Genomic DNA, 17,564 nt, shown 5'->3' on the forward strand with positions numbered 1-17,564 from the left:
GCCGATGATCGACGATCCCGTGACGGCGCGCCGCCTGCGCGACGCGATGCCGGTGTTCACGGCGCTGGCGACCTGCCTCCTGGTGCTGGCGATCGGCGCGATCCTGTCCCTCGGGCGGGACGTGCTGATGCCGATCACGCTCGCGGTGCTCCTCAGCTTCGTGCTGGCGCCGGCGGTGCGGGGCCTGCAGCGCCGGCGCCTGCCGCGCTCGCTCGCCGTGCTGGTCGTCGTGCTGGCGACCTTCGCGGGAATCGGGGGGCTCGGGCTGCTGATCGCCAACGAGGCCTCCCAGCTCGCCGCCGACCTGCCGCGCTACACCGTGACGATGCGCGAGAAGATCGGGGCCTTGCGCGCCCAGGCTGGCGGCGGCGCCACCCTGGAGCGTTTGTTCCAGGCGGTGCAGGACCTGAGCCAGGACCTGCAGCCGCCGGAGCCCGCCAAGCCCCGCGGTCCGGCCGACACCGAGAAGCCAATGCTGGTCGAGGTGCGCGAGCCGAAGGCCGGGCTGCTCACGACCCTCGGCAGCGTCGTGGCGCCGGTGCTGCACCCGCTCGCCACGGTCGGGCTGATCCTGCTCTTTACCCTGTTTTTCCTCGCCCAGCGCGAGGACCTGCGCAACCGCGCGATCCGGCTCGCGGGCTCCGGCGACCTGCGCGCCACCACGGCGGCGATGGACGACGCGGTGGCGCGCCTCTCGCGCTTCTTCCTCGCCCAGGCCGGGCTCAACCTCGCCTTCGGGGTCGTGATCGCGATCGGCCTGTGGCTGATCGGCGTGCCGAGCCCGATCCTGTGGGGCGTGCTCGCGGCGATCCTGCGCTTCGTGCCCTATATCGGCGCGGTGATCGGCATGGCCTTCCCGCTGCTGCTCGCCGCAGCGGTCGATCCGGGCTGGTCGATGCTGATCGCCACGATCGTGCTGTTCGCGGTCGTCGAGCCGATCGCCGGCCACGTGATCGAGCCGCTGCTCTACGGCCACTCGACCGGCCTGTCGCCGGTGGCGGTGATCCTGGCCGCGACGCTCTGGACCTTCCTGTGGGGACCGGTCGGGCTGGTGCTCGCCACCCCGATCACCGTCTGCCTCGTGGTGCTCGGCCGCCACGTCGAGCGCCTGGCCTTCCTCGACGTGATGCTGGGCGACCGGCCGGCCCTGGCCCCCTCCGAGATCTTCTACCAGCGCATGCTGGCGGGCGACCCCCTCGAGGCGATCGACAAGGCGCGCCAGGTACTGAAAGAACGGGCGCTCGCTACCTACTACGACGAGATCGCCCTCGGCGGCCTGCGGCTCGCCCAGAACGACCGGGCGAGCGGAGCGCTCGCCGCCGACCGCCAGCAGGCGGTGGGCCAGGCGATCGAATCCGTGGTGACGACGCTCGGCACCCTGCCGGTGCGCAAAGGCGCCTCGGCGGTGCGCAGCGCCGAGACCGAGGCGGCAGTGGCGGCGCTCGGGCCGGACCGGGCCTCGACCGCCATCGTGCGCCGCCCGGAGGACCTGAACCCCGCCTGGCGCGGGCCCGCCCCGGTGCTGGTGGTGGCGGCCCGCGGGCCGTTCGACGCCGCCGCCGCCGGCATGCTGGCCCAGGTGCTCGGGCATCACGGCCTCAGCGCCCGCACCACCAGCCAGGACGCCCTGAACAAGGGCGAGCGGCCGGAGACCGCGGGCGTCGCCCTGGTCTGCCTGTCCTACATCGAGCCGATCAGCACCTCGCATATCCGCCTCGCCGCCCGCCTCGCCCGTCGGGCGATTCCCGGCGTGCGGGTGATGGTGGCGATCTGGCGCGAGCGCGACCCGGGCGGCCGCGACCGCCTGCGCCGGGCGACCTCCGCCGACATCCTGGTCACCACGATCAGCGACGCCCTCGACGCCGCCCTGACACTCTCGGGCGCCGGCGAGACCCGCGAGGCACGGCGCGAGGCGGCTTGAGCGGGGCGGGGGCGCGGCGGGCTACGCCTCAGCATCCGGCCCCATCGATGGGTTCGTCGGGAGGTCGCGCCCGATCGCGGCCTCCAGGCAGGAAGCATAGTTCCGCGTCATTCGTCCTTGTAAGAGCATATTTCGGCGAACCTGTGCCGTCACTGCGGTGTTGCGGCGGCAGGAGCCAAGTGCATCCATTCCCGGAACAGGGATAAATCCGGTCGCGGCGACCTTTTGCCGGTTCGGGACCGCCGCTCTCCTGCCGGCGACCGCCGCGACGGCGATTGCAACCTTGCGTCCCCTGGCCTATCCCAGTCCCGAAGCGACGCCCGGTCGCGGTCGCGCTGGTGGCTTCAACCGTTGTGCGCGGACGCCGGGTGTAGGATCCCATGATCCAAGCGGGATCTTGAAGCGGGATCTTGGAGCGGGATCCTGGGCGAACGGGATTCGGTCAGCGGGCCACCGGAGCGACGATGAGTGTGAAGCGAACGCCGACCGAACTCGGGACCCGGCCGACCGTGGCGGACGTGCCCACCGACGTCTCGGACCACCACAGCGACATCTTCTTCGCCGCCGTCGAGATGACGCGGATGCCGATGATCGTGACCGATCCGCGCCAGCCGGACAACCCGATCATCTTCGCCAACCAGGCCTTCCGGGCGATGACCGGCTACGCGCCCGAGGAGCTGGTCGGCCGCAACTGCCGCTTCCTGCAAGGTCCCGAGACCGACCGCGAGACGGTGTCGGAGGTGCGCCGCGCCATCGCCGAGCGGAAGGAGATCGCCACCGAGATCCTGAACTACCGCAAGAACGGCTCGACCTTCTGGAACGCGCTGTTCATCTCGCCGGTCTACGATCCGAGCGGCGAGCTGGTCTATTTCTTCGGCTCGCAGCTCGACGTGTCGCGCCGGCGCGACGCCGAGGAGGCCCTGCGCCAGGCCCAGAAGATGGAGGCGCTCGGCCAACTCACCGGCGGCATCGCCCACGACTTCAACAACCTGCTCCAGGTGGTGGTCGGCTACGTCGACATCCTGCAATCGGGCCTCGAGGACCCGGCGGCGGATCCGCGCCGGATGACCCGGGCGGTCGACAACATCCGCAGCGCCGCCGAGCGCGCCACCACCCTGACCCACCAGCTGCTCGCCTTCGCCCGCAAGCAGCGCCTCGACGGGCGGGCGGTGAACCTCAACAACCTCGTCGAGGGCATGCGCGACCTCGCCGTGCGCACCCTCGGCGACGGCATCGCCATCGAGGCGGAGCTTCCCGAGGGCCTGTGGAACGCCCGCCTCGATCCGACCCAGACCGAGGTGGCGCTGCTCAACATCCTGATCAACGCCCGCGACGCGATGCCGGACGGCGGCACGGTGACGCTTCGGACCGAGAACCACGTCTTCTCCGCCGACGAGCTGCCCTCCGGCCTGGCCCAGCCCGGGCGCTACGTCTCTGTCGCGGTGACGGATACCGGCAACGGCATGCCGCCGGAGATCCTGGCGCGGGTGATGGAGCCGTTCTTCACCACCAAGGAGGAGGGGCGCGGCACGGGCCTCGGCCTCGCCATGGTCTACGGCTTCGCCAAGCAATCCGGCGGCACCGTCGTCATCGAGTCGCGCTCCGGCCACGGCACCACCGTGCGGCTCTACTTCCCGATGGGCGACAGCGAGGAGCGCCCGGCCCCGGGTCCCGGCCAGCGCGCCGACCAGCGCTCCGGCACCGAGACGATCCTGGTCGTCGACGACCGCCGCGATGTCGCCGAGCTCGCCCGGGCGATCCTGCGCGATTTCGGCTACACCACGCTGCTCGCCACCGACGGCCGCCAGGCCCTCGACCTGCTCGACGGCGGCGACAAGGTCGACCTGCTGTTCTCCGACCTGATCATGCCCGGCGGCATGAACGGCGTGATGCTCGCCCGCGAGGCCCGCCGCCGCCAGCCCCGCCTCAAGGTGCTGCTCACCACCGGTTACGCCGAGGCCTCGCTGGAGCGCACCGATGCCGGCGGCAGCGAGTTCGAGATCATCAACAAGCCCTACCGCCGCATGGAGCTGGCGCGGCGGGTGCGGGCGGTGCTGGACGGGCCGACCGGGGTGAGCTGAGGCGCGGCCGGCTGCACGCCGCCAGGAAGGGGAGGGGGAGCCGATGCCGAATCGCCCGACGCGCCGCGTGATGCTCGGCACCCTCGCGGCCGGCCTCCTGGTGCCCCGGCCGGCGCGGGCGACCTGCCTCCTGACCCCGCAGGCGGTGGAGGGGCCGTTCTACCTCGATCCCCGCCTGCTGCGCTCGGACATCCGCGAGGACCGGGCGGGCACGCCGCTCCGGGTGAGCCTGCAGGTCGTGACCTTGCGCGACTGCGTCGCCCTGCCGGCGGCCCGGGTCGATCTGTGGCACGCGGACGCGCAGGGGCATTACTCGGGGTACCGCGACCAGGGCGACCGGAGCGCGTCGACCGTCGGCCGAACGTTCCTGCGCGGCACGCAGGTCGCCGACGCGGCCGGCCGCGTGGGCTTCCGGACGATCTATCCCGGCTGGTATCCGGGCCGCACGCCCCACCTCCACGTGAAGGTGATCCTGGGCGGCCGGACGGCGCTCACGGGCCAGATCTACTTCCCGGATGCGGTGAGCGAGGCGGTGTACGGGGCGCCCGCCTATGCGGGCCGCTCCCGGCGCGGCCGGATCGGCAATGCCCGCGATGTCCTCCTGCGCCAGGACGACCCCGAGGGCCGCGGCATCGCGGAGATCCGTCCGGAGGACGGGGGCTACGCGGCGGCGCTGACGCTGGTGGTGAGAGGTACGTGACGGTTCCCCGCGGCGTCGGCGCCGCGGAGATCTCTTGTAGGGCGGCCGGGAAGCCCGGCCGCCGCTCGGCGACTTACGCCGTCATCGCGGTCTTCAGGTTCTCGTCGATCTTGTCGAGGAAGCCGGTGGTCGAAAGCCACTTCTGGTCGGGGCCGACCAGCAGCGCCAGGTCCTTCGTCATGAAACCGGCCTCGACGGTGTCGACGCAGACCTTCTCCAGGGTCTCGGCGAACTTGGCGAGATCGGCGTTCGAGTCGAGCTTGGCGCGGTGCGACAGGCCGCGGGTCCAGGCGAAGATCGACGCGATCGAGTTGGTCGAGGTCTCCTTGCCCTTCTGGTGCTCGCGGTAGTGGCGGGTCACCGTGCCGTGGGCGGCCTCGGCCTCGACGGTCTGGCCGTCGGGGGTGAGCAGCACCGAGGTCATCAGGCCGAGCGAGCCGAAGCCCTGCGCCACGGTGTCCGACTGCACGTCGCCGTCGTAGTTCTTGCACGCCCAGACGTAGCCGCCGGACCACTTCAGGGCCGAGGCGACCATGTCGTCGATCAGGCGGTGCTCGTAGGTGATGCCGGCCGACTGGAACCGCGACTTGAACTCGGCCTCGTACACCTCCTCGAAGATGTCCTTGAACCGGCCGTCATAGGCCTTCAGGATGGTGTTCTTGGTCGAGAGGTAGACCGGGAACTTGCGGGCGAGGCCATAGTTCATCGACGCGCGGGCGAAGTCGCGGATCGAGTCGTCGAGGTTGTACATCGACAGGGCGACGCCGGCGCCCGGGAACTTGAACACCTCGCGCTCGATGACGGTGCCGTCCTCGCCCTCGAACTTGACGGTGAGGCGGCCCTTGCCCGGCACCTTGAAGTCGGTGGCGCGGTACTGGTCGCCGTAGGCGTGGCGGCCCACCACGATCGGCTGGGTCCAGCCCGGCACCAGGCGCGGCACGTTCTTGCAGATGATCGGCTCGCGGAAGATCACGCCGCCGAGGATGTTGCGGATCGTGCCGTTCGGCGACTTCCACATCTCCTTGAGGTTGAACTCCTTCACCCGGGCCTCGTCCGGGGTGATGGTGGCGCACTTGACGCCGACGCCGTGCTTCTTGATCGCCTCGGCGGCCTCGATCGTCACCTTGTCGTTGGTGGCGTCGCGGTGCTCGACGCCAAGGTCGTAGTATTCCAGCGGCACGTCGAGGTAGGGGTGGATCAGCTTGTCCTTGATGGACTGCCAGATGATCCGGGTCATCTCGTCGCCGTCGAGCTCGACGACGGGGTTCGCCACCTTGATCTTCGCCATGTCTGATCCAGCCTTCCGTGATCCGGGGGCCGCCCACATGCCCGCGTTGGCGACGCGGCCGGCCGTGGCGCGGTCATAGCGCGCTGCACAAACAGGGGGAAGCGCCGGGACGGAATGGTTTTTCTCGAGGGTCACGAAAAAAGCCCCGGCGCGGGGGCACCGGGGCTGCAAGGAGGTCCGTGGTATGAACGCCGATCGGGGCCGGCGGGTTCCCGAAGCCGCGCGAGGCCCCTTCGCGATCCGGCTGCGAGGCCCTATGTGCCGGCGATCCGTTCCGCTCGACACTGCCCCATGACCGAACCTTCGCCGAACCGCCCCTGCATCATTCTGATCGAGCCCCAGCTCGCCGAGAATATCGGCATGACCGCCCGCGCGATGGGGAATTTCGGGCTCGACGCGTTGCGGATCGTCAATCCGAAGGGCGGCTGGCCGATGAAGGGCGTGCGCGAGACCGCGTCGAGCGCCACCCACATCCTCGACGGCGCGACGATCTTCCCGACCGTCGCCGAGGCCTTGGGGGATCTCCAGTACGTGCTCGCCACCACCGCGCGGGAGCGCGGGCAGATGAAGCGGGTCTTCGGGCCTGACGAGGGGATGGCGGAGGCGGCCGGGCGGCTTGCCGCGGGCGAGCGGGTCGGCATCCTGTTCGGGCGCGAGCGGGTCGGGCTGTCGAACGACGAGGTGTCGCTGGCCGATGCCATCGTCACCTTCCCGGTCGATCCGGAGCATTCCTCGCTCAACCTCGCCCAGAGCGTGCTCCTCGTCGCCTATGAGTGGCGCCGGGCGGCGGGGCAGGCGGTGCTGCCCTTCGCAGGCGGGATGCGCTCGGGGCCGGCGCCGCGGGAGGCCGTGATCGCGCTGTTCGAGAGCCTGGAGGCCGAGCTCGACGCCGCCGGCTACTACCCGCCGGCGAAGCGCGACGGGATGATCCGCAACATGCGCGACATGTTCCACCGCATGGCGATGACCGAGCAGGACGTGCGCAGCTTCCGGGGGGCGCTGCGGGCGCTGGCGCGGCGGCCGGCGGAGGGAGAGTAGTCCCGCAACGATTCCTTCCACTCTCCACGTCATCCCGGGGCCGCGAAAGCGGAACCCGGGATCCATAGACGCTGGGATTCCAGAAGAGGGCGGGTCGCGTTCCGCTTCGTTCTGCATCGCCGCGGTTATGGATCCCGGGTTCTCGGCTACGCCGAGCCCCGGGATGACGATGGAAGGTGTTGCACTCGTCCGTCAAAAACGAAAAATGACTACAGCTTCACCACCAGTTTCCCGAAATTGCGGCCCTTGAGCAGGCCGATGAAGGCCTCCGGCGCGCTCTCCAGCCCCTCGACCACGTCCTCGCGGTAGCGCACGCGGCCCTCGCGCAGCCACTGGCCGACATCGGAGAGGAAGGCCTGCTCCTGGTTGGCGAAGTCCCAGACGATGAAGCCGCGGAAGGTCAGGCGCTTGCTCAGCACCGCGCGCATCAAAGCCGGCACCCGGTCGGGCCCGGGGGGCAGCTCGGTCATGTTGTAGTTGGCGACGAGGCCGCAGACCGGGATGCGGGCGAAGTCGTTGAGGAGCGGCAGCACCGCGTCGAATACCGCACCGCCGACATTCTCGAAATAGACGTCGATGCCGTCCGGGCAGGCCGCCGCCAGGGCGGCCGGCAGGTCGGCGGAGCGGTGATCCACCGCCGCGTCGAAGCCGAGCTCTTCCGTGAGGTGGCGGCACTTGTCGGGCCCGCCGGCGATGCCGACCGTCCGGGCGCCCTTCAGCTTGGCGATCTGGCCGACCAGCGAGCCGACCGGGCCGGTGGCGGCGGCCACGACTACGGTCTCGCCGGCTTTGGGCGCCCCGATGGTCAGGAGGCCCGTATAGGCGGTCATGCCCGGCATGCCGAGCACCCCGAGCGCCGTGGTGACGGGGGCCGCCGCCGGATCGAGCTTGCGCAGGCCCTGGCCGTTCGACACGGAAAAATCCTGCCAGCCGCCATAGGCCAGGACCGTGTCGCCGACGGAGAAGCCCGGGTTGTGCGAGGCCACCACCTCCGCCACCGTGGCGCCGACCATCACCTCGTTGATCTCGACCGGCTTGGCGTAGGACTTCGCCGCGCTCATGCGGCCGCGCATGTAGGGATCGAGGGAGAGGAAGCGGTTGCGCAGCAGCACCTCGCCCTCCTTCGCCACCGGCACCGTCCCGCGCTCGATGCGGAAATGGGCAGGCGTTGGCTCGCCGTGGGGCCGGGACGCCAGGACGATGCGGCGGTTCACGTCGGACATGCGGGACCTCCCTAGAGCATTTTCCGACGAAGCGGAAACCGGTTCGTCGTAGAAAATGCGGCAAAATCAATAACCTAGAGCGCTTCGCGATGGCAACGCGATCGTGAAGCGCTCTAGGAAGCGCTCGGTGGCTGTCGCACGGGCACGGCTCCCGGCCACGCTCGCGCTCGCCCCGTCGCACTTGGGACGCGAGGCCCCGCGCGTCAACGCCGCGCTGGCCGGAGTTTGTCAGAGCCTTACCTGCCCGAGACGCGCCGATCCGTCCGGCGCCCCCGCGAAAAGGGTTCGGCATGGTTCCGTCGTCGCTCCTCGCCTCGCTCCTGGCTGCCCCGCTCCTGCTCGCGGCCATGCTGCCGGCCGCCTCCGCCGGCTCCGATCTCGACCGCTACCGCTGGAAGGCCCGGGTCCTGGTGATCGCGGCCGCCGCCGACGACCCCCGGGCCGCCGCGCAAGCCCGCATCGCCGAGGCGGCCGGGGCGGGGATGCGCGAGCGCGACCTCGTGGTGGTGCGGGCGATCGGGGAGGGGAGGGAGGCCGCTGCCCTGCGCCGCCGCCTCGGGCTGCCCGCGACGGGATTCCGGGCGGTGCTGGTCGGCAAGGATGGCGAGGCGAAGCTCGTCGCGGAGGAGCCGATCCCGGCCGAGCGGCTGTTCTCCACCATCGACGCCATGCCGATGCGGCGGGACGAGGCCGCCGGGCGGCGAAACTGATCCGGGTCTGCCCCATGAAAAAGGGCCGCCCTCGCGCGGGCGGCCCCTTCCTGTTCGTGCCGTCCGGCTCAGTAGCAGCGGGTCACGAGCACGCGGCGATAGCCGTAGGGCGTCCAGCGCACCCGGGGCACCTCGTAGCAGCCGCCGCCATAGCCGTAATCGTAGCCGCCGCCGTAATAGCCGACCGGGGCGTAGCCGCCATAGCCGTAGCCGCCGTAATACGGGTAGGCCGTGGCCGCCGCGAGGCCGAGACCGAGGCCGAGCCCCAGGCCCGCCGCGCCGTAGCCGAAGCCGCCATAGCCGCGGCGGTAGCCGTAGCCTCCGCGCCAGCCGCCGTACCCGCCGCGCCAGCCGCCGAAGCCGACGCCGCGATAACCGCCGAACCCGCCGCGATAGCCGCCGAAGCCGACCCCACGGTAGCCGCCGAAGCCGCCGCGGAACCCGCCGCCGCCGAAGCCACCGCCCCGGAAGCCGCCTCCGCCGAAGCCTCCGCCGTGGAATCCGCCACCATGGAATCCGCCGCCGCCGAAGCCACGCGCCTCCGCGGTGGCCGGTACGACCAGCAGCGCGCCCGCGAGCGCCGCCGACGCCGCCAACATGCCCTTCATGATCCGATCTCCCTCGAGAGAGTGTCCGACCCCCAGGCTCTCAAAACTCGCAAGCTCGACGTTCGGTTCGTGCTGCAAAACGTCACGATCGCTCTATACCGGTAGCACGAAAACCGGATGCGCGGACGGAGTGCGGAGACGATGATGGCGGCAAGGGCGGGACGGATCGGGGTGTGGCTGCTCGGAGCGGGCCTGTGCTGGCTCGCCGCCGGCCCTGCCCCTGCGGCGCCCGCCGCCTCCCCTTCGGTTGCATCCGCGCCGGCGTCCTCCGCCTCCTGCCGCCCGCAGACCCACGAGGGCCAGGCCTATGCCGTCTGCACCGTCGATCTGCGGCGCGCCCGGGTGAAGCTCTTCTGGCGCGGGCCCGACGGTCTGCCCTACGGCTCGCTCTCGCGGCTCGCCGGCCAGCAGGGGGCGGCGCTCGCCTTCGCGATGAATGCCGGCATGTACGATACCGGCCTCGCCCCCGTTGGCCTCTACGTCGAGGACGGGCGCGAGCTGAAGGCCGCCAACACCGCGAACGGCCCGGGCAACTTCCACCTCAAGCCGAACGGCGTGTTCTACGTCGCCGGCGACCGGGCCGGCGTCCTGGAGACGGGGCGCTACCTCAAGGCCCATCCCCGGGCCGAGTTCGCGACCCAGTCCGGCCCGATGCTGGTGATCAACAACCGCATCCACCCGAAGATCTCCGAGGACGGACCCTCGCAAAAAATCCGCAACGGGGTCGGCGTGCGGCCGGACGGGCACACGGCGGTGTTCGCGATCTCGGAGGCGCCGGTGAGCTTCGGGGCCTTCGCGCGGCTGTTTCGCGACGCGCTCGGCTGCCCCAACGCGCTCTTCCTCGACGGCAGCGTGTCGAGCCTCTACGCCCCCTCCCTCGGCCGCCAGGACCTGAGCCGGCCGCTCGGGCCGCTCGTCGGCGCCGTGACCAAGTGAGGCGGACCAAGTGAGGGGGATGGGACGGGCGGTTCCGTTGATCCCGAAAATGCTCTACGGGGGACCACGATGAACCGCACCGCGCTCTATGCCGGCTCCTTCGATCCGGTGACAAACGGCCATCTCGACGTGGTGCGCCAGGCCTGCCGCCTGGTCGGCCGCCTCGTCGTGGCGATCGGCGTGCATCCGGGCAAGACCCCGCTGTTCTCCGCCGAGGAGCGGGCCGATCTGATCCGCACCACCTGCGGGCCGCTCGCCGCCGAGACCGGGACGGCGCTCGAGGTGGTCACTTTCGCCGACCTCGCGGTGGCGGCGGCGCGCCGGCACGGCGCCAGCCTGTTCATCCGCGGTTTGCGCGACGGCACCGATCTCGACTACGAGATGCAGCTCGCCGGCATGAACGGCGCCATGGCGCCGGAGGTGCAGACCGTGTTCCTGCCGGCCTCGACCGGCGTGCGGCCGATCACCGCCACCCTGGTCCGCCAGATCGCCGCCATGGGCGGCGATGTGCGGCCCTTCGTGCCCGCGGCGGTGGCCGACCGCCTGAGCGCCCGCTTCGCCCCGTCCGCCTGACGCGGGCGTACCCACCCTTTCAGGAGACATCCCGATGATCCGCTGGCTCGCAGCCCTGGTGCTGTCCGTCGCCGCCTTCAGCGCCGCCGCCCCGGCGAGCGCCGCGCCCGACCAGAACACCGTCTACCTCGACACCAAGGACGGCCGCGTCACCATCCAGCTGCGCCCCGACCTCGCGCCCAAGCACGTCCAGCAGATCAAGACGCTGACGAAGCGCGGCTTCTACAACGGCATCGTGTTCCATCGCGTGATCGACGGCTTCATGGCCCAGACCGGCGATCCGACCGGCACCGGCACCGGCAAGTCCGACCTGCCGAACATCCCGGCGGAGTTCTCCAAGGCGCCGTTCAAGCGCGGCACCGTCGGCATGGCCCGCTCGCAGGACCCGAACTCGGCCAATTCCCAGTTCTTCATCTGCTTCGGCGACGCCTCGTTCCTCAACAACCAGTACACGGTGGTGGGCGAGGTGACCTCGGGCATGGACGTGGTCGACAAGATCAAGAAGGGCTCCTCGGCCCAGAACGGCACCGTGCAGGGCCCGGACAAGATCGTCCGGATGAGCCTGGCGCAGGACGGCCAGTAAGATCTTGCGCGGCGGGTCGATCCGCGTCGGCCTCGCGCTGGCCCTCTCGGCCGCGCCCGCCGCCGCGCAGTTCGACGTCTATGACAACCCCTCGGTGCTCTCGCTGCCGACGACCCTGCGGGCGACCGTGCGGGTCCCGGCGGCGAGCCCGCCGCCGGGACCCGCCGACACCCTGGTGGCGCTTTATTCCTTGCTTGCCGCCTGCTGGCGCCCGCCGGCCGACCTCGGAGCCGCCGCGATCACCGCGCGTTTCGCCCTGCGGCGCGACGGCAGCCTCCAGGGCAATCCGCGGATCACCTTCGCCCGCGTGCGCCCCGAGCGCCGCGAGGCTCTCGCCGCCGAAACTCTCTCGTCGCTGGCTCGCTGCACCCCGGCGCGTCTGACGGCGGGACTCGGCGGCGCCGTCGCGGGGCGTCCCATCGCCCTGCGTTTCGTCTACCCTGGTCCGAATCAAGGAGACCGACCATGACCGACAGCAACCGAATCGTGATGGAGACCAGCAAGGGCCGCGTGGTCATCGAGCTGCGCCCCGACCTCGCCCCCAACCACGTCGAGCGGATCAAGACCCTCTCGCAGCAGGGCTTCTACGACGGCGTGCCGTTCCACCGGGTGATCGACGGCTTCATGGCCCAGACCGGCGACCCGACCGGCACCGGCACCGGCGGCTCCGAGCTGCCGGACCTGAAGGCCGAGTTCAACGCCGAGCCGCACGTGCGCGGCACCTGCTCGATGGCCCGCACCAACTTCCCGCACTCGGCCAACTCGCAGTTCTTCATCTGCTTCGGCGACGCCAAGTTCCTCGACCGCCAGTACACGGTGTGGGGCAAGGTGGTCGAGGGCATGGAGGTGATCGACCAGATCAAGCGCGGCGAGCCGGTGCGCGATCCCGACACGATCACGTCGATGCGCGTCGAGGCGTAAGCCCGCTCTTGAACCCTCCCCCACAGAGGGCAGGGCTATCTGGGAAAAACCCTTTTTAGAATCAAGCGCGGGATCCCCTCTCCCGTTTGGGAGAGGGGTAGGGGTGAGGGTGGCTCGGCTTCCGTGTGAAGCTCAAGCCGTCGTGCTGGCAGCTCGACGGTTCAGGATCATTGCGGAAACCGAGCCACCCTCACCCCCGGCCCCTCTCCCAAACGGGAGAGGGGAGACGCGCCATTTCTTTTCCGGGACAGCCCCACGCAATGGGGGAGGGTTATGCCGGCGGCTCACTGGACCGGCGAACGCCCCTCGCCCGCCACCAGCCTTTCCGCCGCGAAAAAATCCTCCGGCGTGTTGAGGTTCAGGAACGGGTCCACCGGCTCCGTCTCCCACGCCGCCTCCGCCGCGTTGTGCCGGGCGATCCACATGCCCACCCGCCGCAGGCCCCGCTCCACCAGGGCCGTCCGCAGATCGTGGCGCAGGGACACCGCCCACACCCCGTTGACGAAATGCAGCTGCCCGCCCGAGGCCGCCACCGCCATCTCGACGCCGTCGCGGGCGCGGGCCGCGTGCAGGCGCTCGACGAAGTCGTGCGGCAGGAACGGCGTGTCGCCGGCGACGCTCGCGACGTAAGCGACATCCGGGTGATGCGCCGCGCAGAAATCGAGGGCGGCGAGCACGCCGGCCAGCGGCCCCGGCGCGTCGGGGAGCGAATCCGGCACCACGAAGCCCGTGAAGGCGCGAAACCGCGAAGGGTCACCGTTGGCGTTGAGGATCAGGCCGGCCGAGCATTGCGGGCGTAAGCGCGCGGCCACCCGCTCGAGCAGGGTCCGGTCGCCGAGCCGGAGCAGCGGCTTGTCGCCGCCGCCCATCCGGCGGGACAACCCGCCGGCGAGGATCACCCCGAGGGTCGGCGGCCAGTTCACGCGATCAAAGCTCACGCGATCAAGGCTCACTCGATCACGATCCGGGGCGCCGGGCGCGGGCCGGCGCCGCCGCTGATGTTGGCCCATAAGCCGGCGGCGATCGCCCGGTAGGCGGCGGCCTGCGGCCCGTCGGGATCGACCGCCACCACCGGACGGCCGGAATCGGAGGATTCGCGGATCGTCATGTTGAGCGGCACCTCGCCGAGGAACGGCACGCCGAGGGTCTCGGCCTCGTGGCGGGCGCCGCCATGGCCGAAGATGTGCGAGGTGCCGCCGCAATGCGGGCAGACGAAGGTCGCCATGTTCTCGACCACGCCGAGGATCGGCACCTCGACCCGGCGGAACATCGTCACGGCGCGTCGCGCGTCGATCAGCGCGAGGTCCTGCGGCGTCGAGACGATCACCGCGCCGGCGAGCGGCGTTCCCTGCGCCAGCGTCAGCTGCGCGTCGCCGGTGCCGGGGGGCATGTCGACGACCAGCACGTCGAGCTCGCCCCAGGCGACCTCGCGCAGGAGCTGGGTCAGGGCCGATTGCACCATCGGGCCGCGCCAGATCATCGCCGTGTCGGCGGAGATCAGGAAGCCGATCGACATCACCGCGAGGCCGTAGCCGTTGAGCGGCACGATGCGCTGGCCCTGCGGCGTGTTGATCGTCTCCGGCTTGCGGTCGAGGCCGAACAACTTCGGGACCGAGGGGCCGTAGATGTCGGCGTCGAGCAGGCCGACCTTGAGCCCTTGCGCCCGGAGCGCCAGGGCGAGGTTGCAGGCGGTGGTCGACTTGCCGACGCCGCCCTTGCCCGAGGCCACTGCCACGATGTGGCGCACCCCCGGCAGGGCCGGGCCGGGCCGGGGACCACCCTGGGCGCCACCTTGAGGCCCAGGCGCGGCGGGGCGCGGAGCGGGACCCGCGCCGGGTCCGCGCTCGCCGGTGAGGCTCGCCAGCGCCGCCTTGACGCCGGGCACCTTCAGCACCGCGATCTCGGCCGCCTGCCGCACCGCCTCGAAGGCCTTGGCCTCCGGCGGCGCGATGCCGATCGAGAACACCACCCGGCCGGAAGGATCGATGACGATCTCGGACAGGCGGCCGGAGGCCGGCAGGGTCGTGCCCGCCGCATCGACCGTCACGCCCGCGAGCGCCTTCAGCACGTCGTCCCGGGTGATCGCCACGTCGCCTCGCTCCTGTCCGCGGATCGTCTCTTCCGGTCATGTAACCCCTGCGCGGGGAAACGCCAGCGCGGCGGGACCGGCCATCGGTCGTGGTCCCCGCGCGGCGCGCAGGACTCGCGGACGGGAGCGCAGGTCGCGGGAATCGGCGACAATGCTCCAAGGAAGTCCCGGTCCGGCGCGTCGAACAGGATCGGAGCGGGGCCGGCCGGTCGCGCGACGGAGGCGTCAGGGGAGGCGGGATGTCCGGCATGCAGCCACTCGCGAGACAGACGGAGACCGCCGGGGACGGGCCCCCGCCCGGGACGGCGCCGCCGGACCCAGACGCCGACCTCGCGGCGCGGGCGGCCCGGGGCGACCGGGCGGCGTTCGAGGCGCTGCTGCGGCGCCACTACGATCGCATGCACCGCATCGCCTGGCGCATGACCGGCTCGCGCCACGATGCCGAGGACGTGGTGCAGGAGGTCTGCTGCGCCCTGGTGGAGCGGATCGCCGGCTTTCGCGGCGAGGCCCGGGTCTCGACCTGGCTGTTCGGCATCGTGGTCAATGCCTGCCGCGATCACCACCGCCGCCGCCACACCCTGGCGCGGATGAAGGAGGGCCTGGGTGTGCTGCTGCGCCTTCACCCCGCCCCCGACGGGCGCGACCTCTACCGCCGCGCCTGGCTCGCTGGCGAGCTCGCCTGCCTCGATCCCGCCCTGCGCGAGACGGTGGTGCTGGTGGCGGGCGAGGGCCTGACCCATGCCGAGGCCGGCCTGGCGCTGGGCGTCGCCGAGGCCACGGTGTCCTGGCGCCTGCACGAGGCCCGCCGCCGCCTCAAGACCAATCCGCTCGAGACCGATCCGGAGCCGCGCCATGGCGCCTGAGACCAATGCTCTGCCCCCCGCGCCGCCGCCCTCCGCGGAAGGCCGCGAGCGGGCGCTCGCCGCCGCGCTGGCCCGGTTCGATGCCGCGCACGGCGAACAGGATGCGGCCACCGCCCAAGCTTCCGCCGGGCCGGCGCGTCGCAAGGAGCGTCGATCCCCAAGGGTAAGCCAGCTCATGCCCCGCACCCGTCCCCTCGTCGCCGCCACCCTCCTCGCCGCCGTGGCCGTCCCCGCCGCCTGGACGATCCTGCGCGAGCGCGTCGCGACGGCGCCTCCGGAGGCCAGGAGCCCGTCCGTGACGGGGCCGGCGCCCCGGGCCGAGGCGGCACGGCCGGCGCCCGAGCCGGCGCCAGCCGCACCTCCTCCGGCCCCGGCACTGCCCTCTCCGGCCCCGGCCCCGGCCGAGCCGTCGGCCGCCCGGGCGGAGGCCTTCCGGCGCGCCGTCGCCGACGCGGAGTCGATGAGCCGTAGCCGCGATCAGGCTATGGTTCAGCCGCAATATCGCGAGCGCCCGCAGACCCGGGCGCTGTCCGGGAGCGGGGTCGCGACGCTCGCGATGCCGCGGCCCGAGCCTGTGCCGCCACCCGAGCCCAGCGGCCGCGACCGCTTCCCGGAGGCGGCGCAGAGCGGCTTCCAGGCGGTGGCGCAGGCGCCGGTCTCGACCTTCTCGATCGACGTCGACACCGCCTCCTACGCCTTCGTGCGCGCCAGCCTGAACCGCAACGTGCTGCCGCCGCCGAACGCCGTGCGCACCGAGGAGCTGATCAACTACTTCCCCTACGCCTATCCGGCGCCGACGGGCCCGGAGGAGCCGTTCTGGGTCACCACCGCGGTGTTCCCGAGCCCCTGGGCCGAGGGGCGCAAGCTGGTGCAGGTCGGGATTCGCGGCTACGCCGTGGCGCCGGAAACCCGGCCCGCCGCCAACCTGGTCTTCCTGATCGATACCTCCGGCTCGATGGCAGGGCCGAACCGGCTGCCGCTGGTCAAGCAGGCGCTTGCCCTGCTGCTGACCAAGCTCGACGCCCGCGACCGGGTCGCGATCGTGGCCTACGCTGGGGCGGCCGGCACGGTGCTGCCCCCCACCTCGGCGGGCGAGCGCCCGAAAATCCTGAGTGCTATCGAGGGCCTCGGGGCCGGTGGTGGTACGGCAGGCGCCGAGGGCCTGCGCCAGGCCTACGCGCTCGCCGAGCAGGGCTTCGACGCGAAGGCGGTCAACCGGGTGGTGCTCGCCACCGACGGCGACTTCAACCTCGGCATCACCGACCGTGACGAACTGAAGGGATTCGTCACCCGTAAGCGCGAGACCGGCATCTTCCTGTCGGTGCTCGGCTTCGGCATGGGCAACCACAACGACGCCTTGATGCAGGCGCTGGCGCAGAACGGCAACGGCGCGGCGGCCTACATCGACACCCTGAACGAGGCCCGCAAGGTGCTGGTCGAGGAGGCGACCTCGACCCTGGTGCCGATCGCCAAGGACGTGAAGATCCAGGTCGAGTTCAACCCGGCGACGATCGCCGAGTACCGGCTGATCGGCTACGAGACCCGCTCCTTGCGCCGCGAGGACTTCGCCAATGACAAGGTCGATGCCGGCGAGGTCGGTTCGGGCCAGACCGTGACGGCGCTCTACGAGGTGGTGCCGGTGGGAGGAAAGCCGATGCTGCCGCCCCTGCGCTACGGCGCGACGCCCGCCGCGCCGGCCGCCGGCTCCCGGGACTACGCGCACGTGGCGATCCGCTATAAGCGGCCGGACGGGGAGACGAGCCGGCTGATCGAGGCGGCGATCGACCCTGCGCAGGAGGTGCAAACGCTCGCCGAGGCGCCGCAGGAGGCCCGCTTCGCCGCCGCGGTAGCGGCCTTCGGCGAGATCCTGCGCGGCGGCACCTATACGGGAACGTTCCGCTACGCCGACGTGGTGCGCCTCGCGTCGGGCGCGCGGGGCGACGACCCGTTCGGCTACCGGGCGGAGTTCGTGAACCTCGTTAGGACCGCCGAGACCGCCGCGGCCCTGGCGCCGACGCCGCGCTGAGGTG

At 71.6% G+C, this 17,564-nt stretch carries 17 protein-coding genes; 12 read left to right on the top strand and 5 right to left on the bottom strand.

Annotated features, from left to right (window positions below):
- The first annotated feature begins 4 nt into the window (after positions 1-4).
- The 3 genes from ABZT49_RS21360 (at position 5) to ABZT49_RS21370 (ending at position 4,702) form a co-directional block, all read left to right on the top strand.
- Positions 5-1,921: an AI-2E family transporter gene (locus ABZT49_RS21360; RefSeq protein ID WP_355288758.1), complete on the top strand. Its 1,917-nt coding sequence runs from the start codon at positions 5-7 to the stop codon at positions 1,919-1,921.
- Positions 1,922-2,385: 464 nt separating this feature from the next.
- Positions 2,386-4,002: a hybrid sensor histidine kinase/response regulator gene (locus tag ABZT49_RS21365; RefSeq protein WP_355288759.1), complete on the top strand. Its 1,617-nt coding sequence runs from the start codon at positions 2,386-2,388 to the stop codon at positions 4,000-4,002.
- 43 nt (positions 4,003-4,045) lie between these two features.
- The gene (locus ABZT49_RS21370; RefSeq protein ID WP_355288761.1) at positions 4,046-4,702 is read left to right on the top strand and encodes an intradiol ring-cleavage dioxygenase; all 657 of its coding nucleotides are present in this window, start codon (positions 4,046-4,048) and stop codon (positions 4,700-4,702) included.
- Between the two features lie 73 nt (positions 4,703-4,775).
- Here the strand turns inward: ABZT49_RS21370 and ABZT49_RS21375 are convergent, their stop codons facing one another.
- A complete protein-coding gene (locus ABZT49_RS21375; protein WP_355288762.1) occupies positions 4,776-5,990 on the bottom strand; it encodes an NADP-dependent isocitrate dehydrogenase in 1,215 nt (404 codons plus the stop codon).
- A 291-nt stretch (positions 5,991-6,281) separates the two neighbouring features.
- Between ABZT49_RS21375 and ABZT49_RS21380 the strand changes: the two genes are divergently transcribed.
- The gene (locus tag ABZT49_RS21380) at positions 6,282-7,028 is read left to right on the top strand and encodes an RNA methyltransferase (RefSeq protein ID WP_355288764.1); all 747 of its coding nucleotides are present in this window, start codon (positions 6,282-6,284) and stop codon (positions 7,026-7,028) included.
- Between the two features lie 209 nt (positions 7,029-7,237).
- Here ABZT49_RS21380 and ABZT49_RS21385 read toward each other — a convergent pair whose 3' ends face one another.
- Positions 7,238-8,251: an NADP-dependent oxidoreductase gene (locus ABZT49_RS21385; RefSeq protein ID WP_355288766.1), complete on the bottom strand. Its 1,014-nt coding sequence runs from the start codon at positions 8,249-8,251 to the stop codon at positions 7,238-7,240.
- Positions 8,252-8,541: 290 nt separating this feature from the next.
- On the opposite strand from ABZT49_RS21385, the gene ABZT49_RS21390 reads away from it, so the two are divergent.
- Complete coding sequence (locus tag ABZT49_RS21390) at positions 8,542-8,961, top strand: DUF4174 domain-containing protein (RefSeq protein WP_407943543.1); 420 nt, start codon at positions 8,542-8,544, stop codon at positions 8,959-8,961.
- 68 nt (positions 8,962-9,029) lie between these two features.
- Here the strand turns inward: ABZT49_RS21390 and ABZT49_RS21395 are convergent, their stop codons facing one another.
- Positions 9,030-9,569, bottom strand: a complete 540-nt coding sequence (locus tag ABZT49_RS21395; RefSeq protein WP_355288768.1) for a hypothetical protein — start codon at positions 9,567-9,569, stop codon at positions 9,030-9,032.
- A gap of 144 nt (positions 9,570-9,713) precedes the next feature.
- On the opposite strand from ABZT49_RS21395, the gene ABZT49_RS21400 reads away from it, so the two are divergent.
- The 5 genes from ABZT49_RS21400 (at position 9,714) to ABZT49_RS21420 (ending at position 12,582) form a co-directional block, all read left to right on the top strand.
- The gene (locus ABZT49_RS21400; protein ID WP_355288770.1) at positions 9,714-10,505 is read left to right on the top strand and encodes a phosphodiester glycosidase family protein; all 792 of its coding nucleotides are present in this window, start codon (positions 9,714-9,716) and stop codon (positions 10,503-10,505) included.
- Positions 10,506-10,574: 69 nt separating this feature from the next.
- Positions 10,575-11,078, top strand: a complete 504-nt coding sequence (gene coaD, locus ABZT49_RS21405; RefSeq protein ID WP_355288771.1) for a pantetheine-phosphate adenylyltransferase — start codon at positions 10,575-10,577, stop codon at positions 11,076-11,078.
- A 34-nt stretch (positions 11,079-11,112) separates the two neighbouring features.
- A complete protein-coding gene (locus ABZT49_RS21410) occupies positions 11,113-11,661 on the top strand; it encodes a peptidylprolyl isomerase (RefSeq protein ID WP_355288773.1) in 549 nt (182 codons plus the stop codon).
- Positions 11,662-11,665: 4 nt separating this feature from the next.
- Positions 11,666-12,130: a hypothetical protein gene (locus ABZT49_RS21415; protein ID WP_355288775.1), complete on the top strand. Its 465-nt coding sequence runs from the start codon at positions 11,666-11,668 to the stop codon at positions 12,128-12,130.
- Positions 12,127-12,582, top strand: coding sequence for a peptidylprolyl isomerase (locus ABZT49_RS21420; RefSeq protein WP_355288777.1), 456 nt, complete (start codon positions 12,127-12,129; stop codon positions 12,580-12,582). Before ABZT49_RS21415 ends, ABZT49_RS21420 begins: the two co-directional genes overlap by 4 nt.
- 284 nt (positions 12,583-12,866) lie before the next feature.
- Here the strand turns inward: ABZT49_RS21420 and mobA are convergent, their stop codons facing one another.
- Entirely contained in the window at positions 12,867-13,505 is a 639-nt protein-coding gene (gene mobA, locus ABZT49_RS21425) for a molybdenum cofactor guanylyltransferase MobA (protein WP_355288911.1), read from the bottom strand.
- A 26-nt stretch (positions 13,506-13,531) separates the two neighbouring features.
- Entirely contained in the window at positions 13,532-14,671 is a 1,140-nt protein-coding gene (locus tag ABZT49_RS21430; RefSeq protein WP_355288778.1) for an Mrp/NBP35 family ATP-binding protein, read from the bottom strand.
- Between the two features lie 248 nt (positions 14,672-14,919).
- Here ABZT49_RS21430 and ABZT49_RS21435 point away from each other — a divergent pair, with 248 nt between their 5' ends.
- Both ABZT49_RS21435 and ABZT49_RS21440 read left to right on the top strand, forming a co-directional pair.
- Positions 14,920-15,534 (top strand): sigma-70 family RNA polymerase sigma factor, encoded by a 615-nt coding sequence (locus tag ABZT49_RS21435; protein WP_355288782.1) that lies wholly within the window; start codon positions 14,920-14,922, stop codon positions 15,532-15,534.
- Complete coding sequence (locus ABZT49_RS21440) at positions 15,524-17,560, top strand: VWA domain-containing protein (RefSeq protein ID WP_355288783.1); 2,037 nt, start codon at positions 15,524-15,526, stop codon at positions 17,558-17,560. The genes ABZT49_RS21435 and ABZT49_RS21440 overlap by 11 nt, the downstream gene beginning before the upstream one ends.
- Positions 17,561-17,564: the final 4 nt, after the last annotated feature.

Source organism: Methylobacterium sp. EM32, assembly GCF_040593685.1.
Taxonomy (GTDB): domain Bacteria; phylum Pseudomonadota; class Alphaproteobacteria; order Rhizobiales; family Beijerinckiaceae; genus Methylobacterium.